45 protein-coding genes are annotated in these 21,211 nt (G+C 68.6%); 43 read left to right on the top strand and 2 right to left on the bottom strand.

Annotated elements, in window-relative coordinates; all coding sequences use genetic code 11:
- Positions 1-44: 44 nt before the first annotated feature.
- Positions 45-518 carry a hypothetical protein gene (locus tag ABEB00_RS33595; RefSeq protein WP_345624491.1) on the top strand — a complete coding sequence of 158 codons (474 nt, stop codon included), beginning with the start codon at positions 45-47 and terminating at the stop codon, positions 516-518.
- A gap of 86 nt (positions 519-604) precedes the next feature.
- Positions 605-745 carry a hypothetical protein gene (locus ABEB00_RS33600; protein WP_345624492.1) on the top strand — a complete coding sequence of 47 codons (141 nt, stop codon included), beginning with the start codon at positions 605-607 and terminating at the stop codon, positions 743-745.
- A 134-nt stretch (positions 746-879) separates the two neighbouring features.
- On the opposite strand, the gene ABEB00_RS33605 is transcribed toward ABEB00_RS33600, so the two are convergent.
- Together ABEB00_RS33605 and ABEB00_RS33610 are read right to left on the bottom strand one after the other, a co-directional pair.
- On the bottom strand, positions 880-1,194 hold the full coding sequence (locus tag ABEB00_RS33605; RefSeq protein ID WP_345624493.1) for a hypothetical protein: 315 nt from the start codon (positions 1,192-1,194) through the stop codon (positions 880-882).
- Complete coding sequence (locus ABEB00_RS33610; protein ID WP_345624494.1) at positions 1,191-1,484, bottom strand: hypothetical protein; 294 nt, start codon at positions 1,482-1,484, stop codon at positions 1,191-1,193. The genes ABEB00_RS33605 and ABEB00_RS33610 overlap by 4 nt, the downstream gene beginning before the upstream one ends.
- Before the next feature lie 120 nt (positions 1,485-1,604).
- On the opposite strand from ABEB00_RS33610, the gene ABEB00_RS33615 reads away from it, so the two are divergent.
- The 41 genes from ABEB00_RS33615 to ABEB00_RS33815 all read left to right on the top strand — a co-directional run bounded on the left by ABEB00_RS33615 (position 1,605) and on the right by ABEB00_RS33815 (position 21,173).
- Positions 1,605-1,826 (top strand): hypothetical protein, encoded by a 222-nt coding sequence (locus ABEB00_RS33615; RefSeq protein ID WP_345624495.1) that lies wholly within the window; start codon positions 1,605-1,607, stop codon positions 1,824-1,826.
- 70 nt (positions 1,827-1,896) lie between these two features.
- Complete coding sequence (locus ABEB00_RS33620; protein ID WP_345624496.1) at positions 1,897-2,289, top strand: hypothetical protein; 393 nt, start codon at positions 1,897-1,899, stop codon at positions 2,287-2,289.
- Between the two features lie 10 nt (positions 2,290-2,299).
- Entirely contained in the window at positions 2,300-2,899 is a 600-nt protein-coding gene (locus ABEB00_RS33625; RefSeq protein WP_345624497.1) for a DUF262 domain-containing protein, read from the top strand.
- Entirely contained in the window at positions 2,896-3,168 is a 273-nt protein-coding gene (locus ABEB00_RS33630; protein WP_345624498.1) for a hypothetical protein, read from the top strand. The genes ABEB00_RS33625 and ABEB00_RS33630 overlap by 4 nt, the downstream gene beginning before the upstream one ends.
- A complete protein-coding gene (locus ABEB00_RS33635) occupies positions 3,165-3,386 on the top strand; it encodes a hypothetical protein (RefSeq protein WP_345624499.1) in 222 nt (73 codons plus the stop codon). The genes ABEB00_RS33630 and ABEB00_RS33635 overlap by 4 nt, the downstream gene beginning before the upstream one ends.
- Before the next feature lie 117 nt (positions 3,387-3,503).
- Positions 3,504-3,896: a hypothetical protein gene (locus ABEB00_RS33640; RefSeq protein ID WP_345624500.1), complete on the top strand. Its 393-nt coding sequence runs from the start codon at positions 3,504-3,506 to the stop codon at positions 3,894-3,896.
- Positions 3,893-4,159 (top strand): hypothetical protein, encoded by a 267-nt coding sequence (locus ABEB00_RS33645; RefSeq protein WP_345624501.1) that lies wholly within the window; start codon positions 3,893-3,895, stop codon positions 4,157-4,159. Before ABEB00_RS33640 ends, ABEB00_RS33645 begins: the two co-directional genes overlap by 4 nt.
- Positions 4,156-4,389 (top strand): hypothetical protein, encoded by a 234-nt coding sequence (locus ABEB00_RS33650; protein WP_345624502.1) that lies wholly within the window; start codon positions 4,156-4,158, stop codon positions 4,387-4,389. Before ABEB00_RS33645 ends, ABEB00_RS33650 begins: the two co-directional genes overlap by 4 nt.
- 30 nt (positions 4,390-4,419) lie before the next feature.
- Positions 4,420-4,605, top strand: a complete 186-nt coding sequence (locus ABEB00_RS33655; RefSeq protein WP_345624503.1) for a hypothetical protein — start codon at positions 4,420-4,422, stop codon at positions 4,603-4,605.
- 11 nt (positions 4,606-4,616) lie between these two features.
- Positions 4,617-4,964 (top strand): hypothetical protein, encoded by a 348-nt coding sequence (locus tag ABEB00_RS33660; RefSeq protein WP_345624504.1) that lies wholly within the window; start codon positions 4,617-4,619, stop codon positions 4,962-4,964.
- Between the two features lie 11 nt (positions 4,965-4,975).
- The gene (locus tag ABEB00_RS33665) at positions 4,976-5,191 is read left to right on the top strand and encodes a hypothetical protein (RefSeq protein WP_345624505.1); all 216 of its coding nucleotides are present in this window, start codon (positions 4,976-4,978) and stop codon (positions 5,189-5,191) included.
- Positions 5,192-5,193: 2 nt separating this feature from the next.
- Entirely contained in the window at positions 5,194-5,472 is a 279-nt protein-coding gene (locus ABEB00_RS33670) for a hypothetical protein (RefSeq protein ID WP_345624506.1), read from the top strand.
- 11 nt (positions 5,473-5,483) lie between these two features.
- Positions 5,484-5,819, top strand: coding sequence for a DUF6354 family protein (locus ABEB00_RS33675; RefSeq protein WP_345624507.1), 336 nt, complete (start codon positions 5,484-5,486; stop codon positions 5,817-5,819).
- A 7-nt stretch (positions 5,820-5,826) separates the two neighbouring features.
- Positions 5,827-6,039, top strand: coding sequence for a hypothetical protein (locus tag ABEB00_RS33680; RefSeq protein WP_345624508.1), 213 nt, complete (start codon positions 5,827-5,829; stop codon positions 6,037-6,039).
- Between the two features lie 7 nt (positions 6,040-6,046).
- Positions 6,047-6,223 carry a hypothetical protein gene (locus tag ABEB00_RS33685; protein ID WP_345624509.1) on the top strand — a complete coding sequence of 59 codons (177 nt, stop codon included), beginning with the start codon at positions 6,047-6,049 and terminating at the stop codon, positions 6,221-6,223.
- Between the two features lie 9 nt (positions 6,224-6,232).
- Positions 6,233-6,466: a hypothetical protein gene (locus ABEB00_RS33690; protein WP_345624510.1), complete on the top strand. Its 234-nt coding sequence runs from the start codon at positions 6,233-6,235 to the stop codon at positions 6,464-6,466.
- Positions 6,463-6,630: a hypothetical protein gene (locus ABEB00_RS33695; protein ID WP_345624511.1), complete on the top strand. Its 168-nt coding sequence runs from the start codon at positions 6,463-6,465 to the stop codon at positions 6,628-6,630. Before ABEB00_RS33690 ends, ABEB00_RS33695 begins: the two co-directional genes overlap by 4 nt.
- A 140-nt stretch (positions 6,631-6,770) precedes the next feature.
- Complete coding sequence (locus tag ABEB00_RS33700) at positions 6,771-7,496, top strand: hypothetical protein (protein WP_345624512.1); 726 nt, start codon at positions 6,771-6,773, stop codon at positions 7,494-7,496.
- Between the two features lie 17 nt (positions 7,497-7,513).
- Positions 7,514-7,855: a hypothetical protein gene (locus ABEB00_RS33705; protein WP_345624513.1), complete on the top strand. Its 342-nt coding sequence runs from the start codon at positions 7,514-7,516 to the stop codon at positions 7,853-7,855.
- A gap of 94 nt (positions 7,856-7,949) precedes the next feature.
- Positions 7,950-8,192, top strand: coding sequence for a DNA-binding protein (locus ABEB00_RS33710; RefSeq protein WP_345624514.1), 243 nt, complete (start codon positions 7,950-7,952; stop codon positions 8,190-8,192).
- 175 nt (positions 8,193-8,367) lie between these two features.
- Positions 8,368-8,754: a phage tail fiber protein gene (locus ABEB00_RS33715; protein WP_345624515.1), complete on the top strand. Its 387-nt coding sequence runs from the start codon at positions 8,368-8,370 to the stop codon at positions 8,752-8,754.
- Positions 8,755-8,763: 9 nt separating this feature from the next.
- Complete coding sequence (locus ABEB00_RS33720) at positions 8,764-9,882, top strand: hypothetical protein (RefSeq protein ID WP_345624516.1); 1,119 nt, start codon at positions 8,764-8,766, stop codon at positions 9,880-9,882.
- On the top strand, positions 9,879-11,909 hold the full coding sequence (locus ABEB00_RS33725) for a right-handed parallel beta-helix repeat-containing protein (protein WP_345624517.1): 2,031 nt from the start codon (positions 9,879-9,881) through the stop codon (positions 11,907-11,909). Before ABEB00_RS33720 ends, ABEB00_RS33725 begins: the two co-directional genes overlap by 4 nt.
- Positions 11,910-11,971: 62 nt before the next feature.
- A complete protein-coding gene (locus ABEB00_RS33730) occupies positions 11,972-12,679 on the top strand; it encodes a hypothetical protein (protein ID WP_345624518.1) in 708 nt (235 codons plus the stop codon).
- Positions 12,676-13,254 (top strand): 3'-5' exoribonuclease domain-containing protein, encoded by a 579-nt coding sequence (locus ABEB00_RS33735; RefSeq protein WP_345624519.1) that lies wholly within the window; start codon positions 12,676-12,678, stop codon positions 13,252-13,254. Before ABEB00_RS33730 ends, ABEB00_RS33735 begins: the two co-directional genes overlap by 4 nt.
- Positions 13,251-13,850, top strand: a complete 600-nt coding sequence (locus tag ABEB00_RS33740; protein WP_345624520.1) for a class I SAM-dependent methyltransferase — start codon at positions 13,251-13,253, stop codon at positions 13,848-13,850. The genes ABEB00_RS33735 and ABEB00_RS33740 overlap by 4 nt, the downstream gene beginning before the upstream one ends.
- A complete protein-coding gene (locus ABEB00_RS33745) occupies positions 13,850-14,719 on the top strand; it encodes an NAD-dependent epimerase/dehydratase family protein (RefSeq protein ID WP_345624521.1) in 870 nt (289 codons plus the stop codon). The genes ABEB00_RS33740 and ABEB00_RS33745 overlap by 1 nt, the downstream gene beginning before the upstream one ends.
- Before the next feature lie 89 nt (positions 14,720-14,808).
- A complete protein-coding gene (locus tag ABEB00_RS33750) occupies positions 14,809-14,973 on the top strand; it encodes a hypothetical protein (protein WP_345624522.1) in 165 nt (54 codons plus the stop codon).
- A gap of 71 nt (positions 14,974-15,044) precedes the next feature.
- The gene (locus ABEB00_RS33755) at positions 15,045-15,266 is read left to right on the top strand and encodes a hypothetical protein (RefSeq protein WP_345624523.1); all 222 of its coding nucleotides are present in this window, start codon (positions 15,045-15,047) and stop codon (positions 15,264-15,266) included.
- Between the two features lie 207 nt (positions 15,267-15,473).
- The gene (locus tag ABEB00_RS33760; RefSeq protein ID WP_345624524.1) at positions 15,474-15,782 is read left to right on the top strand and encodes a hypothetical protein; all 309 of its coding nucleotides are present in this window, start codon (positions 15,474-15,476) and stop codon (positions 15,780-15,782) included.
- Between the two features lie 8 nt (positions 15,783-15,790).
- Positions 15,791-16,237: a DUF6221 family protein gene (locus ABEB00_RS33765; protein ID WP_345624525.1), complete on the top strand. Its 447-nt coding sequence runs from the start codon at positions 15,791-15,793 to the stop codon at positions 16,235-16,237.
- Between the two features lie 23 nt (positions 16,238-16,260).
- Positions 16,261-16,446, top strand: coding sequence for a hypothetical protein (locus tag ABEB00_RS33770; protein ID WP_345624526.1), 186 nt, complete (start codon positions 16,261-16,263; stop codon positions 16,444-16,446).
- Complete coding sequence (locus ABEB00_RS33775; RefSeq protein WP_345624527.1) at positions 16,446-17,003, top strand: hypothetical protein; 558 nt, start codon at positions 16,446-16,448, stop codon at positions 17,001-17,003. The genes ABEB00_RS33770 and ABEB00_RS33775 overlap by 1 nt, the downstream gene beginning before the upstream one ends.
- On the top strand, positions 16,996-17,202 hold the full coding sequence (locus ABEB00_RS33780; protein ID WP_345624528.1) for a hypothetical protein: 207 nt from the start codon (positions 16,996-16,998) through the stop codon (positions 17,200-17,202). The genes ABEB00_RS33775 and ABEB00_RS33780 overlap by 8 nt, the downstream gene beginning before the upstream one ends.
- 297 nt (positions 17,203-17,499) lie before the next feature.
- On the top strand, positions 17,500-17,748 hold the full coding sequence (locus ABEB00_RS33785; RefSeq protein ID WP_345624529.1) for a hypothetical protein: 249 nt from the start codon (positions 17,500-17,502) through the stop codon (positions 17,746-17,748).
- A 2-nt stretch (positions 17,749-17,750) separates the two neighbouring features.
- Complete coding sequence (locus ABEB00_RS33790) at positions 17,751-17,966, top strand: hypothetical protein (RefSeq protein WP_345624530.1); 216 nt, start codon at positions 17,751-17,753, stop codon at positions 17,964-17,966.
- A gap of 5 nt (positions 17,967-17,971) precedes the next feature.
- Positions 17,972-18,217, top strand: coding sequence for a hypothetical protein (locus ABEB00_RS33795; RefSeq protein WP_345624531.1), 246 nt, complete (start codon positions 17,972-17,974; stop codon positions 18,215-18,217).
- Positions 18,210-18,509: a hypothetical protein gene (locus ABEB00_RS33800; RefSeq protein ID WP_345624532.1), complete on the top strand. Its 300-nt coding sequence runs from the start codon at positions 18,210-18,212 to the stop codon at positions 18,507-18,509. Before ABEB00_RS33795 ends, ABEB00_RS33800 begins: the two co-directional genes overlap by 8 nt.
- Entirely contained in the window at positions 18,506-19,582 is a 1,077-nt protein-coding gene (locus ABEB00_RS33805; protein ID WP_345624533.1) for a hypothetical protein, read from the top strand. Before ABEB00_RS33800 ends, ABEB00_RS33805 begins: the two co-directional genes overlap by 4 nt.
- Before the next feature lie 423 nt (positions 19,583-20,005).
- On the top strand, positions 20,006-20,443 hold the full coding sequence (locus ABEB00_RS33810) for a phage terminase small subunit (RefSeq protein WP_345624534.1): 438 nt from the start codon (positions 20,006-20,008) through the stop codon (positions 20,441-20,443).
- 553 nt (positions 20,444-20,996) lie between these two features.
- The gene (locus tag ABEB00_RS33815; protein WP_345624535.1) at positions 20,997-21,173 is read left to right on the top strand and encodes an HNH endonuclease; all 177 of its coding nucleotides are present in this window, start codon (positions 20,997-20,999) and stop codon (positions 21,171-21,173) included.
- The last annotated feature ends 38 nt before the right edge of the window (positions 21,174-21,211 follow it).

Consider the following 21,211-nt stretch of genomic DNA (forward strand, 5'->3'; position numbering starts at 1 on the left):
TCTGTGATCGCGCTGACCCCACCCCGACCCGAGAGAAGATCAACATGCCCGAGCCGAAGCCCACCGCCCCCGCCGCGGCCGGGCACACTAGCCCCCTCGCCGACGCCGTCCTGGAAGCCGCCGTCCGCGACATCGAACGGCAGACGAACTACCGGGACGACACGCCCACCCCTGCATTCGGCAGCGCGCTGCCCGTACCCCAGCCGGGCCGGCCGCCCATGTCGCAGAAGGCCGTCGACTTCTCCACCATGGCGCTGTCCGCGTCGGCCGCCACGATTCCGCCCGGCGCCATCGCGGTCGGCCTGATGCTGGCCTCCGGATACGCCGACCCGATCGTGGTCGGCATGGTGTGCGCAGCACCCGCCTTCGTCGCCGTACCGATCATTGCGATCGGCCGGATGCTCCGTGGGGCGAGGCCCGAATCGGAGGTGCACCAGCACTTCCATGGCCCCGTCACCCACCAGACCACCCACACCGAAACCCGCAGCGTGTGGGCCCGCACCGATAACCGGAGGTGAGTAAGTCCCCAAACCCCGACAAGCGCGCCCCGCACGGCCCTTCCTTCAGCACGTCATCGACAATCCCACCTGGGACGGAGCACACCATGAAGAAGATCGCCATCACGGAGTCCGACGGAGACGTCACCGAGACCACAGTCAGCACCGAGGAGGCCGCTCGCGCCTACGAGGATTTACCCTTCCAGGTCGGCCACATCGTCGACGTCACTGTCACCGACGCTGACTGATCGAGTGGCCATGCCCGTCGGAACGATCACCGCCGGTGGTCTGGCCGGCCGGTAACGCCGAGGCCCCGGCCGTCATCGGCCGGGGCCTTCACTGCGGAGGCGGGTACGGAGTCGGGCGGGAAGCCGGGGATCGGCTACGGCCGCCACTCCTCGCGGTAGTCGGGCGCGCCACGGTGCTCGTCGGCGAGCAGCCGCAACTGGATGTCGGCGATCCTGCCCGTCGGCCCGGCCGTGCCCAGATAGGGGACCACGGTCTCGTCGAAGAAGCGGGCGCGGGTCTCGGCGGCGCGTAGGTCATCGCGGGCCTGCTCCTCCGCGTTGCCCGCAGGGATGCCGAGCCGGGACGCGCCTTCGGTGATCAGCATGTTGCCGATGCTGCGGGCCCGGTCGATGCCGTCGGCGTACTGCTGTCGCAGGAAGTCGACCATCGCGGCCTGATCCGGGGTCACCCGGCGGCGCCGGTGCTCTGGGACTTCTTCAGCCGTTCGGCTCGCTCGCGGTAGCGCTCGTCGGGCTCGATGCCCGCGTCCCGAGCCATCTTCCGCACGTGTGCACCAGTCCAGCCGGATGCTTTGGTGACCTCGGTCGGCTTCAGGTGACCTTCACGCAAGGCTGCGAGGACGAGGGTTTTCAGGTCGTCGCTGGACTTTTTGAGGCGGTCTGCGTCGCGCTGGCGGCGGGTGCCGGCTGCGGCGATGTCCTCCAGGGAGGGTGGCTCGGCGGGCGGGGTCGAATTCACGGCACCAATGTATCGCAACAGGCTTGCGGTGCCTATGCCTCAGGGATAGTGTCTGAGGTGTCGCCACCGCTACAAATGATCGCTAGTCAGTTGCGTTCGCGGAGGCGCGAGGAGGCTCGAATGTCCCGTCACATGGACCGCATCCGCCACGAGGCGATGGAGCAGTACGGCGAAGCTCCCGCGAACGCGACCGAGGCGCTGGCGCATGTGCTGAAGGTGTACGCCGATGAGCCGGACAGCCGCCTGATGGTCGAGGCGACGAACGGCATCTACGGCGACGGCGTCCGAACTGGCCTGACCATGGGCGACCTGCGCGCCCTGGCCTCCCGGCTCGCCACCTGACCCAACAGGGCCCGGCCTTCACCGGCCGGGCCCGCCGATCCACCGCACGCACGCATCCAGGGGGAATCGCATGAACGCAGCCGTCCGTAGCCGTACCGTCCGGGCCGCCCACGCCACGTCGAGGGCCCTGCTGTACCGGGCGTTGAGCGGGCAGATCATCGTCGCCCTCGAAGCCGGCCGGCTCGTGAGGACGGGCGACATACTCGACCGGCTCGGCGCCGGCGATCTGAAGGACGGCTACCAGTCCTGGTACGGCCGGCACGTCGCCAACGCGTACCGGGTCGCGACCGGGACTGAGCCCACCCGCTGCTGGGTGCGGCACCGCACGACCGGCCGCTGGGTGCACGTAGCCGTATACAGCCCCTTCGACTTGGCGCTCTACATCGGGCTGGTCACGTACAAGCGGACCGCCCACCTCGCCCAGCCCGCCTTCTACCAGGCCGCATACACGCAGGCCGCCTGAGGAGACCGTCATGACTCGCCAGACCGCCGCCCCGCTGCAGCACCTGAGCTTGAACACGGCCGACCGCCAAGCCCGTGAGGTCGTCCGTTCGTTCACCGAGTCGTTCGGCCTCGACCTCACGCCGCCCTACCAGCGCGGCAAGGTCTGGACGGAAGACCAGCAGGTCGCATTGATTCGGTCGTGGCTCACCGGCACCCCCACCGGGGTGGTCATCTTCAACGATCGCTCCACGCCGGAATGGGCAGCAGCGAACGGATACGACCCGACCGAACGCGACGAGCCGGTCTACTCCTGCATCGACGGAAAGCAGCGGATCAGCGCCGCCCGCGCGTGGTTCGGCAACGACTTGGCCGTCCCGGCGTCGTGGTTCGAGACCGAGCACGTTGAGCGGACCGAGGACACCGGAGACGGGCCCTACGTCCGCTGGAGCGGGATCACCCTGCCCCGGCAGCGGCACTTCGCGAACCGCGCTCACCTCACCCTGGCGACCGCCCGCGTCGCGACCGTGCAGGAGGAGGCAGCGATCTACCTTCTCGTCAACGGCGGTGGCACCCCGCAGGCCGAGGCGGACATGCTGAACGCCGCGCGTGTCGCCGAGGACCCGCAGTGATCGTCCGGCCGTCCGTGCGGGTCCCGGTCCCGCCCGCCGTGTCCCTGCTGACCGCCCGGCAGTTCCCCGCCGTCGTGCAGCGGGCGGTGGGGGAGGGTGCGGAGGCGGCCCGCCTGTACGCCGCCTGCCGTGGCCCCCAGTACGCGGAAGCCCGGCAGCGGCTCGAAGCCCGCATCGCGGCGGCGAACCGTGTGCTCGCCGCCCACAATCCGGGGCTCATCATCGGATGGGTCGACCTACCGAACGCAACCCGAAGGAGTTCCCGGTGACCGCCAAGCCCCGGAAGCCGTGGCGGGTGATCCTCACTGGCCCGGACGTTCGTGCCGAGTCCGAGCACACCAGTGAGGCCAAGGCATACGCCCTGATCCGCGCCGCACTCGGCGCCGACAGTCCCGCCGACACCGCCAAGGTCATGCAGTGGGAGGGCGGCCGGTGGTGGCACTTCGAAACCGTCACCGCCGACGAGATCCCCGAGGAGCCGTCGTGACCTCCCCGCCCGACCCGGCCCCCGAGTCGCCCGTCGAGGCCCGGCAGGACTGGGACGAAACCCCCGCCGAAGCCGCCCTGTACGACCGGCTGTACTGGAACCGAGAGGAGGACTGACGTGGCCGAGCACTTCCCCGCCGCCAACCGCATCGACTGGCACGGCGACACCGACAACGCCCCAGCCGGCCACACCCTCGCCACCGGCACCGACCACACAGGCCAGCAGCGCATGTGGCTGTTCGCCGGCCAGCATGCCGTCACCGCCGCCTGCGTCGGATCCATCCCACTCCCCGCCCGCCGCGGCAACCTCCGGCTGTACGACGCCACCGGCCAGCCGGTAGGGCTGGCCACCGACTTCAAGGCGGCACTCGACACCCTCGCCGCTCTCGGCCACGGACGTCTCGACCGGCAGCAGATCGACCGGGAAGTCAGGCTGGCGGTCGGGTCCGAACCTGCACACGCCCCATGGGACGACGCCGCCTACAGTGCCGCCCACACCACCGAGACGTGAGGATCCCTGTGACCGCCCCGCCCAACGACAAGCCAGCCCCGGACGCCGGCTGCGCCACCTGCGGCGGTCAGCTCCACGACTCGGTCCGCGACGGCTGCACCCCCCGGACGTGCACCACGCCCTGCACCCACTGCGGGCATCCCGGCGACGTTCACCGCGACTGGTACCGGGAGCAGCGCGGCACCGGATTCTGCCACCGCTGCCCTTCGGGGCAGGCCGTGCGGCTCCACGACTACACGCCTGCCGCCGGAGACCAGCCGTGAGCGCCCCCGCCCCGTCGCCTGCCGACGCCTACCCGATCACGGGCGTCCGTTTCGTCAACGGCCGCACCAGGCACCGCATCCGCCGGCCAGTCGACCAACGCTGGTGGGACCTGCTGGAGGCGGCCTGCGGGAAAACCGGCCGGCTCGCCAGCGGATACACGCTCGGGGCCGTCACCGAATGCCGAGGATGCGAGGCCGCCGTCGGCGCCGCAGATCAACAAGCCGCCTGACCTGACCATCGAGAAGCGAGGACACCGACCATGAACTTCCTGCCCCACCAGGTCATCGCGAACGGCAACCGCCTGCCGGACGGCCCGCACCTCGTCTACTGCTACATCTATGAGGGCCAGCACTGCTCCTGCGGCGGGAACTACCAGGGCCCGAACCCCGGTCCCACCCTTGATCCGGCCGCCATCGTGGCCGCCGCCGAACACGCCGAGCAGTGAGGACACCGACCATGACCGGCATCTACGACGACGGCGCCACCTACGGCCCCGACCCTGAAGCCCAGATTCCCACCGACACGCCCGCCGAGACGATCCCCGGCATGACGGGCACGCTTCAGCAGCGCGTCACCGAAGTCATCGAGAACGAAGTCCCGGCCGCCTACGCGGACCTGGCCACGCGACGCGTCATCGAGGCCATCGACGCCTGGTACGAGACCGCCCGCGAGCGAGCCCGCGCCACGGCGCAGGAGATGTTCGCCGGGCTGATGCCGGGAGCGACTGGCACGGCCATGGCCGATGAGGTCGCTGACAAGATCCTGGCATCCACCCAAGCCGCCGACCGCGTCACCGAGAAGTGAGGGCACTGACCATGCTGGAGATCAACGGCCAGCGCTTCCAGGAGGGCGACGTCGTCCGCTTCGAGCGCGCCGGCCTCCCGAAGAACCGGACCCGCGACTACACGATCACCGCCGTGACCGGCGCCGGGATCGAAGCGTCCGCCGGCGGATTCAGCTACGGCTTCACCAAAGCCACCGCCACCCGCATCGGCATCACCCACAGCCCCACCAGCCGAAACGAGGACTGATCATGACCACCCCCGCCGAACTCCGGGTCCGCGCCGACGAACTGGAGAACCGGGTACCTCCGGCCACGGCCGGACCGCGCACCGACGACGAGCGGATGTGGCTGGAGAAGGCCGCCGCCCTCCGCACCGAAGCCGACCAGCAGGAGGAACGGGAGTGGGAGCGTACCGGCCTCATCCCGTGCTCCGACTGCGGCACCGTCGTCCGCACGACGACGCTGGAGACCCTGCCGGCCCACGGCTGCACCGCCCGGCAGCGCGCCGCACGCACCACCGAGAAGTGAGGAGCACGACCATGACCACCGCCATTGCTGTAGCCGAGGGCCAGTTGTACAGGGACCGAGCCCCCGACATGATCGACCGTGACCGGCGCCTCCGCGTCACCAGCATCAGCAAAACCCACGCCGAACTGGTCGTCGAACACGACCACGGAGGACAGGCAGGACGGAAGACCCGCGCCGCACTCACCCGGCTCCGTAGCTCAGCGTTCGATCTGCTGGAGGACCCGGCCGACACGGACCCGCTGTACCTGCAGATCCTGTCGGCGATGTCGCGGGTTCACGGGCCGGGTGCGACGCCTGCCGACTACGCCCGCGCGGCCCTGACAACGCTCCGGACCGCCGAGAAGTGAGGACCACATGACCCGCGAGGAGTACGAGGAAAAGCAGCGACGGCTGGAGGCCGACAAGCAGGAGGAACGGGACTGGGAGCGAACCGGCCGCATCCCGTGCGCTGACTGCGGAACGATGGTCCACACGAGGACGCTGGAGACCCTGCCTGCGCACAACTGCACCGCCCGACAGCGTGCCCGCCGGGAGCGCGAAGCCACTGACCGCGCCAACGAGAAGTGAGGACACCATGAGCAACAGCGACTCCCACAACATCGAGAGCCTGGCCAGCGACCTCGGAGTCTCCGTCCCAGAGGTTCTGGAAGTCGCGAAGTGCTTCACCACCGCCCCGGGCGCCCTCCTGGACGGCGAGGTGCCGGAGAAGGTCGCCTCCCGGCTGACGGCCTACTTCAACGCCGAGAAGTGAGGGCTGGAGATGCGGCAGATCCGCTTCGCCTGGTGCTTCGACCACGGAACCATGCACCACTTCCCCGTCGGCCCCAACGGCGACGAACCCTGGTGCACCGCCGCCTGGGTCGCCTTCACCGCCACCACCGCCGACGAAGCCGCCGACGCCAAACACGCCGCCTACGGAGACGCCCGCTTCCTCGACGACCTGCCCACCGACAAGCTGCTGGAAGTCATCGAGATCGGAGAGGCGAGGCGATGAGCAACTACAGCAACTACCAGCCCCCCATCGGGGGAGGCAAACACCAGTACTTCCCGCTGGAAGACGACTGCATCGATGGCGGCGAGGCGTACCCCGAACACGACTTCCCGCCCGTCGGGGAAGGCGGCGAATGCCGTCGCTGCGGAGCCGAAGCAGACGACTGACCACCCTGCCGAGGGCCCGTATCGCCGTCCGATACGGGCCCTCACGCATGCCCCGGTAGGCCATTGGCCCGGGATTGTCGACCCCATGGTGCACCATTGGCTCATTGCGCCCCCGCTTCCCGCGTCACGAGGAGCCCGCCGTGCACGACCACCCCACCACTGACCTCGACGGCTATGACTGGCCCGTCTGCGTGACCCCCCGCTGCACCCGGCGCCTGTGGGTGGCCGAAGCCGGCCGCTGGGCCTGCCGACCGTGCGAGGACGCGACGACCAAGCGGATCACCGAACTCCCTGGCCTGTTCCGCCGGCTCGACACCACGGCGATGCTGATGCGCGGCGCCCGGCGACCCGGCGGCGCCACGTCCGGGTCAAAGACGCCTCCGGTGCCGCCCCGCCTCGAAGTCCTCGCCCTCGTCGGACCCGGCGGGATAGCCGCCCGACTATCAGCGATCGAGGATGCCTGGCGGAAGGTACTCGGCTGGACGGTCGCCCCGTGGCGCGGTAGCCCCGCCGAAGCAGTGCCGCAGCACGCCGCGTTCCTCGCCAACAACCTGCTGTGGGCCTGCTCCAGCTACGAGGAAGTCGGGCAGGACATCGACGACCTTCGGCGCCTGCACGGCGAGTGCGCGGCGTTGGCCTCCGGGGAGAAGCGTCCCGGCCGCGTCGGCATAGGCATCTGCCCGGTCGTCGTCGGCGACCGCTGGTGCGGGACCGCGCTCACCGCCACCACCAACTCCCACCGCGTCCACTGCGCAGGCTGCGGGGCACGCTGGGACGGGCTGGGGGAGTGGCGCAACCTGCGGGCCGCGCAGGAAGCTGTACTCGAAAAGCAGGCTCGGCAGCAGCGAGAAGGGGTGGCGGCGTGAGCGGGACGTTGCTTGACTTGGCCGACACCTACGAGAAGGAAGCCGACCGCTTCCGAACGCCACAGCGGAGCCGGTGGGCCATGCGGGACACGGCAGCCCTGTTCCGCCGCATGGCCTGCAATCGGGCCGCCGCCAACCCGACGCGGCTCACCATCACCTTGAGCCTGCTGATCGACGTCACGCAGCGCTGGTGCCAGCAGCACGGTTACCGTGCAGTCGCCGGAATGGGCGGTATGACTCTCCAGCGCGGCGACGAGCCGGTCGTCGTGGCAGGCGTCGACGACACTCTGCTCTGGGACGGAGAGCGCATCACCGTGGCGCCCCGTGATGCCGTTTCAGCAAGAGGGGTTGCTATCTGATCAGGTCCGAGCGTATCGTCTGCTCCAATCGATCTCGCTGTGTCTGGAGGGCCGCCACCGTGCGGCCCTTTTCGCGTACTCCGGGGGTGAACGCATGCCCCTGCAGATCGTCACCGAGGACCTCGCCGCCTACTGGACCGGACGGCCACCCGCCACCATCCGCAGGTGGGCAGCCGAAGGCAGACTCACCCGGCACCGCGACAACGGCCGGCGACGCAACGGCGTCCTCTACGACCTCACCGAACTCCCCGCCGCCACCCGCGACAACGACACCCGCGAACTCATCACCCCCGCCGAAACCCCACCGATCATCGACCACGGCTTACTCGCCGCCTGACTCCCTGCGTCTGGTCGTCGCAGGGCGGGCCTCGTAGCGCCACGCGCTCGGCCCAACCGTCCGCCCGGTCCTGTGGGGGGCCGGGCGGACCAACCCCCGTCCGTCCGCCGCCCGTGCCCCCAGCCGGGCGGCGGAACCCCGCCAGCGCCCGCGGCGCCCCACCGAAGGAGGTCGCGTGCCGGACAACCTCTCCAACACTGCCGAAAACCTCACCCTCGACTGGGTGCTCGGCGTCGGCAGCCCCACCCGGCCCACCACCCCACTCAAGGTCGCCCTCGTCACTGCGAACGGCGACGACGCCAACGCGGGCACGGAGGTGACCGGCGGCTCCTACGCCCGGCAGAACCTGTCCGTCGCCGCAGCCGTCGCGGGAGCAACCTCCAACAGCGCGGATCTCGTCTGGACGGGCATGCCCGCAACGACCGTCGTCGGCGTCGAAGTATGGGACTCGGCGGGTACGCCGGTGCGGCTCTGGTACGGGCCGCTGTCCGCATCCCGCACCGTCGCCGCGGGCGACGAGTTGCGGCTGACCGCAGGGTCTCTGACGCTGACAATCCAGTAGGGAGGCGTCGTGCCTCTTTTGACGGCCCTCCAGGACAACTTCAACGACAACATCATCGGCCCGAATTGGGGCGACTCCTACGGCGGCGTCTCCGAGACCGGCGGCCGGGCACGGGTCCCACTCGTCGCCGGGCAGTACGCCGGCTACCAAACCGGCCGGGCCTGGACGCTCGCCGGTGCCGGCATCTACCTGAAAACCCCCACCCTTCCCGCGGCTTCGGGCGGCACAGACGTCGGCCTGCACTTCATGATCACAGCGCCGGTTGCGGGCACCGGGGTCGGTTTCAAAATCAACGCGGTCACCGGCCACCTACGCATGCAGTCGAACGTCGACTACTTCGACGGGGCCGCCACCGAGGTCACCTACGATCCGGTCGCGCACCTATGGCTCCGCCTCCGCGAAGACGGCACCAACGTCTACTGGGACACGTCGCCGGACGGATCCGTCTGGACGAACCGGCGTGCCCTCGCCACTCCCGCCTGGGTCACCGCGGCCGTCGACACCTGCGCCGTCGACCTCTTCTGCTATCGCGACGCCGGCACCACCGACTACGCCGAATACGACAACGTCAACACCTTGTCCGACGGCGCAGTATGGACCGGAGCCGCAGCCCTGACAGGGCAGTTCGGCCTGACCGCGGGTGCTACAGCTACAGCACACGGGGGCGCGCAACTGACAGCCGACGCGAGTCTCGGCGCCATCTTGGCCTTGTCCGTTCACGCTGCCGCCGCACTCGCCGCAGAGGCGGAACTTTCCGCCACTCTCCCCTCCGACACGATCCCGGAGGAGGTGGCGGGGTTGGCGGCAGGCCGCTGGAATCTTCGTATCGAGCAAGGTGCCACGTTCGCGCAGGTCTTTGACTGCAGTGTCGACGACCCGGCATTCACCTGGGAGGGCTGGTCCGCGCGAGCCCAGATCCGCACGGACACCTCAGCTAACGCTGAGCTGCTACTCGACCTCACCCCTTATCTGACGGTCATGGGCGGGGCCATTCGGTTGTCGATCCCCGCAGCGGTGACGCAGACCCTGACCCGCAACGGGCGCTGGGATCTGGAGATGGTTCACGGGTCGATCGTGGTGCGGCTGCTGCAAGGCGCGGTGCCGGTCAGTTTGGAGGTGACCCGATGAAGATCCGTGTGCAGGGTGCGACCCTCGATTCGGGATCGAGTCCCCTCCAGTCGATCACCGTGCAGGCCGATGTGGGCATCGTGTGGTCCGTCAACGGGCGGACCGGAGCAGTGACCGGCCTCGTCGAAGCAGGCAACAACCTCTCCGATATCGCCGACGCGGCCGAGGCCCGAGCAAACTTGGGCGCAGCGGCCACGGTCGACGGCCAGGGACGCAACCCGCTCACTGGTCGCTGGCATCCCGAGGCGTATGGCGCGGTCGGCGACTATACGGCTGACGACACTGCGGCCGTCCAGGCGTGTATCGAAGCCTGCTCGGCGGCCGGTGGTGGCACAGTGCGGCTCGGGCGGCATGCGCTGTCTGGGTCCGGGGTCCATCCCCGTACCGGCGTCACCCTTGAGGGCATCCCGGGCTACTCGAAGCTGAAGAACACCAGCAGTAACTTCGCCATCGCCTCGGACGGGACGCCCGTCAGCAACATCGCCTTCAGGGACTTCACCATCGAGGGCCCCGTGAACGAGGTGCCCACCGCGCCAAAGCGCACGCGCACCAACAGCGGCCCGGGTACGACGATGGGCCTCTGGATCACCGGCGACCTCGACCCGACGCAGGCGGGCGCACCGGTCATCCGCGACGTCACGATCCAGAACGTCACCGTGCGGAACACGACGAGCCTGCCGATCCGGATCTCCGGGGTGCGCGGCACCGTCCTCACCGAGAACTGCCTGTTCTACAACACGCAGGACGCGGGCTGGATCTTCTGCGAAAACGTCCGGGTCATCGGCTGCCGGTCGATGTGGTCGGCGGACAACGGCCTGTCCCTCTCCCGCGGCAACCAGTCCGTCGTATGCGTGGGGAACTCGGTGGAGGGGGCGGCGTATCACGGGATCTGGCTGTCCGGCTACGTCGGCTACACCGGGCCCGTCGACTTCGCCTGCACCGGCAACACGATCAAGAACATCGGCCAGGCGGGCATCCTGCTGATGGACTCGCCGAGGAACGGCACCGTCACCGGCAACATGATCGACAAGCAGTGGGTGCGCGGCGACAGCAGCGCCCCGACTGACGAATTTGTGTACGGCATCATGATCCGCGGCAACAGCACCACCCCGGCCGCGCCCGGCACCTCGGTCGCTTATGGGCTGCGCGTGGCGAACAATACGATCTATGCCGCCCCCCGTGCGGGCATCTCGATCGACGGGGCGACAGCGTGCGTTGTCGAGGACAACCTGATCCAAGACACGGGCACCGCCACCTTCTCCGACGGCTCCGTCATCACAAGCTCATTCACATCGCAGAACATCGGCATCCTGTGCTCCCACCCCTCGACCCTCACGGCGTGCACGATCCGCAGCAACACGATCATCGACAAGCGGACCACCCCCTACACCAACCGCGGCGTGCATCCCGTGCGGATCAGCGGCGCACTCATCTACGGCAACACCGTAGAAGGCGCCCGCAACAGCAGCCTGCTGCCGGCCGTCCTCGACGCCTGGACTGACGGACGCGTAGACGACGGGCAGGAAACCATCCCCAGGTGGGCCGCCAACAACAGCGCCAGCATCGCCATGTCATCGGGCACGCTGCGCCTCGGCTACTTCACGGCGCGCCGTACCGCCACCGTCACCGCACTGCGCATCAACAGCGGATCCACGGCGGCCGGGGCCACCCCGACGCTGGTCCGGGCGGGCCTGTACTCGGTCGACTCGGCCGGCGCACTCACCCTCATGTCGGCTATCACCTCCGACACGACGCTACTGGCCGCGGCCCTCACCACCTACAGCCGGACCCTCGCCGCACCACAGCAGGTCGTGGCCGGACAGCGCTATGCGATCGGTGTCATGGTCGTGACCGGTGCCACGGCGCCCACGCTCACAGGTTGTCTCGCCGCCACTGCGGGTGAGAACTCGATCAGCCCGCAACTCTGCTCGGTTATCACCGGCCAGAGTGATCTCCCATCCAGCCTCGCCGCCGGCGCGCTCAGTACCACACAGTCCCTCATTTACGCGGTCGCCGTCGGCGCCTGATCAACAAGCGCCGGCCATGCCTGACCTGTTCCGCCATTACGTCGAAGGGTGAGGCCCGCGCCATGGACGACCTCCTCGTCATCATCCCCACCCGGGGCCGGCCCGGCGCAGTCCCGGAGATCATGCGGGCCTGGGACGACACAGGGGCCACCGCCGACGTCCTGTTCTGCGTCGACAAGGACGACCCCGAACTCGCCGGGTACAAGCAGCACGCGAAGGCGCTCGCCGGCGACGCGCGGGTGCGGTTCGTGTTCTGGGCGCGGAAGCGGCTCTGCGGCACGCTGAACCAGGCCGCCGTGAAAAACGCGTCGGCCTACCGGTTCCTCGCGTTCATGGGCGACGACCACAGGCCCCGCCCGGCCGCGATGCCGTGGGACGCCCGGATTCGGGAGTGCCTGTCCGGCGGGCCCGGCATCGTCTACGGCAACGACCTGCTTCAGGGCGAGGCCATGGCGACCGCCGTGGCGATGACCTCCGACATCGTCGAGACGCTTGGTTGGATGGTGCCGGACTGCCTCGTGCACTTGTGCGCGGATCTGGTGTGGCTGGACTGGGGTCGCGGCATGGGCCGCATCACCTACCTCGACGACATGGTCATCGAGCACCTGCATCCTGCAGCTCAGAAGGCGCAGATGGATGCGGTCTACGAGGACTGCAACAGCCCCGCGCGGGCCGCGACCGACGGCGCCGCCTACATCGACTACCGCGACAACGGCGCCCTCGAAGCCGACCTGGTCAAGCTGCGGGCGCTCGTCGAGGAGGCAACGTGAGCGTCATCGACTACGACTTGGAGTTCCTGGAGGACGGCCGCACCATCGAGCTGATCTCCATCGGCATGGTCTGCGACGACGGCCGCGAGTACTACGCCGTCAGCGCCCGCCTCGCCGGTCGCGGACTGGCCGGATGGAAGTTCCGTCGCCGCATCCGCAAGCAGAAGTGGTTGATGGAGAACGTCATTCCCAACCTGCCCAAGGCGCACGGCGACTGGAACCTGCACATGCCGAAGTCGTGGTTCTTCAACTACTCCGACCCAGCCGTGAAGCCGCACAAACGGATCGCCGACGAGGTCATGGAGTTCATCCGAGCTGCCGGACCTGACGTGCAGCTCTGGGCGAACTACGGAGCCTACGACCACGTCTGCCTCGCCCAGCTCTGGGGCCGCATGATCGACCTGCCCGAGGGTGTGCCGATGTTCACCCACGACATCCAGCAGGAAGCCAGTCGCCAGGGACTCGCCTGGGACGACCTGCCCGAGCAAGAGTCCGGCGAGCACAACGCCCTCGCGGACGCCCGCCACAACCAGACCGTCCGGCGCTGGCTGGCAAGCAGACTGGAGGCGTCGTGACCGCTGCCGACGTCATCACCGCCTGGGACCAGGCCGACCCGGAGGCGATCCACCCGCTGCGTCGCGTCTCCGAGGATGCCTACTGGGAGTCCGGCCGCGCACAGGCCGACATGGTCGCCACCGTCATCCCCGACGGGGCGAAAGTCATGGACTTCGGCTGCGGGGACGGCCGCGTCGCCATCCCGATGGGAGCCCTCGGCTACGAGGTGACGGCCGTCGACAGCTCACAGCGGATGCTTGACCGGCTCACCGAACGCGCCCCCGACGTGACGATCGCCCACACCACTGCCGACGGCATCGTCGGGCATCTCGGCCGCCGCCGCATGGACGCCGTGTACGCGCTCGCCGTCCTCATCCACCACAGCTACGCGGACTGCCTGCACATCATCGGCCGGCTGCGTGCCGCGACGAAGCTCGGCGGCGTACTCGTCCTCGACTGGCCCGTCTCCGAGACACCCGGCGAGGCCGACTCGTGGATCGGCGTCACCACCTGGTCCCCGCAGCAGCAGGCCGACGCCTGCGCGCGGATCGGACTCGAACCCGTCGACAGCGGGCTGCCGTGGGGTGTCTACCGGGCAGTGAAGGTGGCTGGCTGATGCACGTACTCCTCACGGGAAACCGAGGGTTCGTCGGACGCCACCTCCAGTCAGCGATGGAAGACCGAGGCTGGAACGTTCTGGGCGTCGACTACGAACGGCACCACTCAGATGCCCTCGACTTCTTCCGCTACGACGACGGTGCCTACGACCTTGCGATCCACGCGGCGGCGGTCGTCGGCGGCCGGGCCAGCATCGACGGCAGCCCGCTCGGCGTCGCCACGAACCTCGCCCTCGACTCCTGGTACTTCCGGTGGCTGGTCCGCACTGGCACCCCGCGCGCCGTGTTCTTCAGCTCGTCTGCGGCATATCCGGTCGCACTCCAGCAGCCCGGTCCGGTCCGCCGGCTCGTCGAGACGGACATCGACTACGAGCAGCCCGGCCAGCCCGACGCGACGTATGGGCTCGTGAAGCTCGCCGGCGAGCAGCTCGCCCAGTACGCCGAAGCCGAAGGCTGCCGCGTGCACGTCTTGCGCCCGTTCTCCGGCTACGGCGCCGACCAGGACGAGGCGTACCCGTTCCCCGCGTTCATCCGCCGGGCCCGCGAGCGGCAGGATCCGTTCGAGATCTGGGGCGACGGCAGCTCGACCCGGGATTGGGTCCACATCGACGATCTCGTGGGCGCCACCCTCGCAGCCGTCGACCAGGACGCGACCGGCCCGCTCAACATCGGATGGGGTCGGGCGACGAGCTTCGACGAACTCGCCGGGCTCGTCACCGCCGAAGCCGGATACCGGCCCGAGCTCAAACACCTGCCGACGGCGCCGCAGGGCGTGCACCACCGGGTGTGCGACCCGAAACGGATGCTCGACGTGTACCAGCCGACCGTCACGCTCGAAGAGGGCATCCGGCGGGCGCTCGCAAGCTGAAGGGAGGCGCCATGACAGGGCTTATCCCCGCACGTCCCGCCGACATCGCCGCCGCCCAACAGGACACACGCGAAGCCTTCGATCGGTTCATGAACGCCCTCGATGACCGCTTCATCTTCGGCTACGGCACCGGCGAACCGCTCGGCTTCCTCGCACCCGACAGGCCTCCCACACCTGCCGAGAAGGCGATGGCGATCCTCGCCCCACACCTCGCCGACGAACCGCTCTACCGCTCCACCAGCGCACCGCTCTGACCCCACCTGGAAGGCCCGCGCCAATGGCTTCCCCCGACCTGCCCTTGTGGGCATGGAATCTGATCATCGCCGTGCAAGGTCACGAAGACCAGCACGCTTCCAGCGACCCGTGCCTAAAGGGCGTACTGAACGCCGTCCCCGCCGATGTCCGCTCGCAGGCCGAGGCGATCTCCGCCTACGTGCAGCAGGCGCACGGCAACGAGGTCGCCGACAAGGCCGCTAAGGCGTGGAGCCACCTCATGGCCGAGTTCTTCCCCAAAGCGGACGGCGGCGCGGTCCAGGAGACGTCGTGATCCGCCGCGTCGCCGGATGGTGCGTGCTCTCGCTGATTCCGCTCACGTTCGTGACGCTCGGGCCACGGCCGGACAGCTCGCTGAACTAGCGGTCGGCGTTGCCATCGCCGTCTTCCTCGCTCTGGCGGCCCTCGTCGGCGTCCGTCTGCTGGCCGGCACGCACCGAAGCCGCAACTGACCGACCCCGCCCCACGGAAGGCCCGCGCCATGGATTCCACAGCACTTGCCTTGATCCGCAGCAACCACCACGGCCGCGGCGGTGACGTGCCCTGGCAGGTCGTCGTCGGCTACATCGCCATCGGCCTCATCGGCTGGGTGATCACGGCCACCCTCTTCCTGCGGCACGAGCAGGCGAAGAGCAGCAAGACCGTCGACTCCGACGCTAAGGTCATGGCCGTCCTTATGGGCATGACCGCTGCCATAGGATGGCCCCTCGCCGTCGTTGGATTCGGCATCTGGAAAATCGTCGAGCGCTTCATCAGTGATCCGGTCGCAATGACCAAGCGAGACCGATAGAACGCGCCATGGATCTCCACACCTGGATCACCCAGCAAGCCGACACGCTCGAACGAATCGCGCTGAAGGCCCGCGACGACATCACCGCGCTCCTCGCCAGCGGAGACGTCGACAACCGCTACGCCGAGCGCCACATCGCCGCCAACGACCCAGCCGCCGCGCTGCGCCGCTGCGAGGCGGACCGCCGCATCCTCGCCCGACACCGGGAGTGGGCGCAGTCCAGCTACTGCGAAGCCTACGATCAGGACCTCACGACCAACCTCAACGACTGCCCGGAGCTGCTCGACCTCGGGCACGCGCACGGGCTGACAGACGAGATCCTCGCCGGACTCGACCGGCCGCAACCGCCCGAACGCAAGCCGGACGCAGGCCCGCGCCTCACCCACTGGCTCACGCCGCCCATCACCACCAGCGACGTGCCCGAAGCGCTACGCGGGCCGCACTGGAAGCCGTAACCCCACCAAAGGAGCCCGCGCCCATGGCTGCCCACCAGACCAACTCACCGCTTCAGCGGAAGATCGAATCCGTCATCCGGGACTTCCCGTTCGACAACTACGGCCTCAATGACGTCGACATCGCGCTGAACGACCACCCCGACGACCAGGAATGGGTGCCCGCCCTCGCAGGCAAGGTGCTGGCCGCCATCAACGAGGTGACCGGCTGATGGCCCGCCTGCAGATCCTCGAACTCCCCGAAGGCGCCGGAGACGACCGGCCGCCCTTCATTCTTGTCATCGACCAAGTCCCGACCGACGAGACCAAGTTCGACGCCCTTCGCCGCGACCTCCTCAACGATGGAGACCTCGCCCCCCGCCTGGGCGCCCGCGCCGTCCTCGTCTTCGAAGACACCATCGACATCCCCGCCAACGTGATCGGGGGACAGGCGGAACCCCTGCTTCGCGTAGTCGAGTTTGAGGATGATGAGGAGACCCTGCGTCTCACTGAGGAGCGTGATGAGCTGCACGCAGCAATCGGGCTCGCCCACGGACAGCTTCACAGTGCCGCGCTGAGTGCCATCAGAGGTAAGCACGCCAACATCCGCGAGCTCATTGAGCGCGCCGAGCAGGCGGAAGCCGAGCGCGATGAGGCGCTCAGCCGGGTGCGCGCGGAAGTGGCCCGCATTCGCGCCATCACGCCCACATGGGGGCCGGTCGCAGACCTCATTGAGGCTGCACTCAACGGCACTCAAGAGTCCGCCGAACATGCCGCCACCGATGCCTGACGTGACGGTGAAGCTGGCCGACGGCGTCCGCGAAGTCACCGTCGAGATCAGCGGCGCCGACGACGCACTCTCACGGGCCGAAGAAACCGCCATCCGGCTGTACGAGACCGCCGTCGCCAGCAGCACAGGCGGACCGCGCGCTGGCTTCAGCGGATGGGCACTCAACAGCGACACCGAACGCAGCCCCGAGGAGGCGTAATGCCCGGAGGCTGGGAAGGGTCCAACCGCAAAAGCCGGCTGCCCCGAGGATGGGCACGCATCCGGGCAGAGATCCTCGCCCGCGACGTGACGTGCGTGCTGTGCGGGATCAGACCCTCGACCCACTGCGACCACATCGTGGCCAAGGCCGACAAGAACGGGCCTTCGGATCTACAAGGCGTCTGCGGACCCTGCCATGATCAGAAAAGCAGTCGTGAAGGCAACGCTGCTCAGCACGCCAACCCGAAGCCCGGGCGGGCACGGCCGCCCGAGGCACACCCCGGATTGAGGTGACCCCGTGCTGAGCTATCCCATCAACGTGCCAGCCGGCAAGGACCCCGAAGAGGTCGCCCACGCGAGCGTCCTCAGGCGAGCACACGTCGCTCAAGTCCACCTCACCCGGCCGATCAGCCTGACCGTCACCCGCATCACCGACGGGGCGAAGCAACTCGCCCAGACGATAGGGCTCGAAGATAACCTCGCCGAGGCGTACCGAGTCGACGCCCAAACCAACGACTGCCCCGGCGACCACACACCTGGCGTCTGACCGTGCCCGCATATCTGATCATCCACCCGCGCGAGCAGCACAAAGACGACGTCCTCGTCGAAGACCCCCACCTCACGCTCACCGTCACCGACGGCTGGGCCATCTTCACCGACCAGGACGGCATCTGCCTCGCCATCCCCAGCGGGCAAGGCGCCAGCATCCAGCGGGTAGACGAACAGCAGAATCCCGACCAGGAGCCCGCGCCGCAGAAGGAGTGAGACCTGTGGCCAGCCGAGGACGAGGCGCACGAAGCAGGCGCGGCAACGCCGAGACGCTACGGCGGTACTGGAGCAGCGGAGCAGGCGCCGCCAAGATCCGCTGGGGCAGCCCCGGCGACTGGACCCGCTGCAACCGGCAGCTCAGCCGCTACATGGGCGCCCGCGCACGCGGATACTGCCAACTCCTCCACCGCCGCAACACCGGCACCTACACCGGCAGCCGCACCAACGTCGGGAGGCGCCGTGCCTAGCTACACCGTCCAAGCAGACGAATGGGGCGTCCACGGCATCACCCTCGAAGCCGGCACCGTCACCACCGTCCACTTCCCCGACGACGTCACCGAGATCGAAATCCTTAGCCACGACGGCGCCGCCCCCATCTACTTCACCGTCGACGCCACCAACCCCCAAGTCGAAGGCCGTGCCTCCCGCGTCATCCCCGCATCCATCAGCAGCGCGCAGGTCGAGCCGCCCACCGCAGGCCCAACCGTCGTCAAAATGATCTCCGCCGGGACGCCGAAGATCTCGGTGACCCGCACATGAGGCGCACCAGCTACACCCCCAAAGTCCCCGACGCCGCCACCAAAGCGATGGTCGACACCGTTGCGAACGCGGCCCTCGCCGACAACGCCGAAGTCGCCCAGCGTCTCGCCGCACAGAAAGCCGAGCAGGAAGCACTCGCCGCCGAAATGGCCACCCGCATGGCCACCCTCGCCGACATCGCCGCCCAACTCGAACCCATCCGAGCCAACGCCGGCATCGAACACGCCCGCCTGCAAACCCTCATCGACCAGGCGTCCGTCGAGATCGCCGCACTCAGAGCACTCGTCACCGAAGCCCGAGCAGACGCCGACAGCGCAGGCATTCAAGCCCAGGTCGCCACCGACAAAGCCCGCGCTGCACTCGATGCCGCAAGGGATGCGACGGCCCTCGCCCAGCAGGCCAGCACCACCGCAACCGCCGCCAGCACAACATCCGCACAGGCCCTCGCCCAAGCCGACCAAGCGCAAGCCGCCGCCGTCACCGCAGGGACCGACGCGGCAGCGGCCAAAACCACTGCGGCCTCCGCCGCCGTCGACGCGGCCAGCGCAAAAGCCGCAGCCGCCACCGCACACTCCACCGCCGGGCAAGCCAGCGCCGACGCCATCACAGCGAAAACCGCAGCCGGACAGGCGCAGGCCGCCGCCCAGGACGCCGTCACCAAAGCGGCTGCGGCCAACACCACAGCCAGCGAAGCCAAGACCGCCGCCGTCAACGCCACCACCGCCGCGACCACCGCCAGCGACAAAGCCGACCAGGCCACCGCCGCAGCAGCCGGCCTCACGGCCCGAGTCGCAGCAACCGAAGCCAAAACGATCACACTGAGGCGAGCCACACCGACACTGCCACTCATCGCACTCGGAGCCAGCTACGACCAGGTCATCACCTGGACCACGCCCATGCCGAGCCCGTCGTACCAGGTGGAGATCACACCCAGTGCCGGACTGATCGGCAAGGCACAGACCAAGGTCAAGTCGGGCACGCAGACGGCGGCAGGGCTAACAGTGACCGTCACCGCGAGCCTCCTTATCGCCGCAGGTCAAGTACTGGACGTCACCGCCTACCGGTATGGGTGACGGTCAGGACCAGGAGGCGAGCGTGGCAGCGGTCTGCGCGGTCCACGTCGGCTGTCCCGAGTGCGACGTCGCAGCACCGATCACGACAGTGATCACGTCGACAGGAGTCGAAGGCGACGGCAACACGCTGATCATCAGTCGTGAGCCCGACTCGAACGACGTGATCACCCCCGCCTGGACGCGTGAGCCGGCTGACGACCGAGACCGACCGAGACCACGACGGCCATGATCACCCGGGGGGGGTGATCCCTCCGGGGCGATCTTCAGGGATCGGGACCGTATAGCACCTGACCCTGCCTACGGGTTTCCAAGCCCCCCACCTGCTAGCTCTCGGAACCGTTGGGTCGCCCCGGTGGCGCCCCGTTTGCCGGTTCCTCATCTGCCCGTGCGCCCCGGTGGCGCGCTCTGACCCTGGAGGTCGTCGTGGGCACTCGTGGACCCATCCCGAAGAGGAGCGAGGAACGTCGTCGAGTCAATAAGGACGACGGGCCGGCGCTCATCCAAGCCCCTGCGGGATCACCGGAAGGAACGCCTGACCTGCCCGACCCCGACCCGCTGTGGCATCCGATCGCCGCGGACTGGTACCTGTCCCTGCGGGAGTCTGGCCAGGCAGCCTTCTACGAGCCGTCGGACTGGGCGGTCGCCCGGTACGCCGCGCACGTGATGTCGCAGGTGCTGCTGTCGGAGCGAGGCCCGAACGGGCAACTGGTGGCGGCACTCAACTCGGTGATGTCGTCGCTGCTGACGACCGAGGGCGACCGCCGGCGGGCCCGTATGGAGCTGGAACGAAAACCTGCGGCAAGACAGGCGCCGGCTGGCGTCACAGCCATCGCCGACTACCGGGCTTCACTGGGGAGTTGACCAGATAAAATGGCCAAGATAGACCCCGGCGAGTGCGCTAACACTCCCGGGGCGTGGCCGACTGGTTGGAGTCGACGTGGCCGATCGTACCTGCTCAATCCCCGACTGCGAGGACAGCGTCTTCGCTCGGGCCTGGTGCCGCAAGCATTACAAGAGGTGGCACAGGCACGGTGACCCATTGGCTGAGGTGAAGACACAGCGGCCACGTCAGGGAGTCGAGTGTTCTGTTGATGGCTGTTCGCGAGGCCCTGTGGCCCGAGGCTGGTGCTCGATGCACTACCAGCGCTGGTCAAAGACTGGCGAACTAGGGCCGGTGAACCCTCGGAACGGAAATCGATACCGGACGTGCAGTTTGACGGACTGCTCCCGGCCGAGTTTCGCAAACGGATATTGCACGCTTCATCATGCACGGTGGGAGAAGCACGGCGATCCGCACGTCGGCGTGGCGCGCCCCAAACATCAGCCGATCTTGCGCGGCGATGGATACGTCTGGGTGTGGCAGCCTGAGCACCCGCGCGCTCATCAAGGACGAGTTCCTGAACACCGTCTCATCATGGAGCGCGAACTAAAGCGACTGCTCCTGCCGGGCGAGAACGTGCATCACATCAACGGAAACCGCCGCGACAACCGGCCGGAGAACCTGGAGCTGTGGGTGGTCCACCAGCCCAAGGGGCAGCGCCCCGAGGACCTGGTCGAGTGGGCCAACGAGATACTCCGCCGCTACGCCTAAGACACCGTTTCTAATGGCGTGATCACTCGTTGAGTCGT

This window comes from Streptomyces ziwulingensis (assembly GCF_039542605.1).
GTDB classification, from domain to species: domain Bacteria; phylum Actinomycetota; class Actinomycetes; order Streptomycetales; family Streptomycetaceae; genus Streptomyces; species Streptomyces ziwulingensis.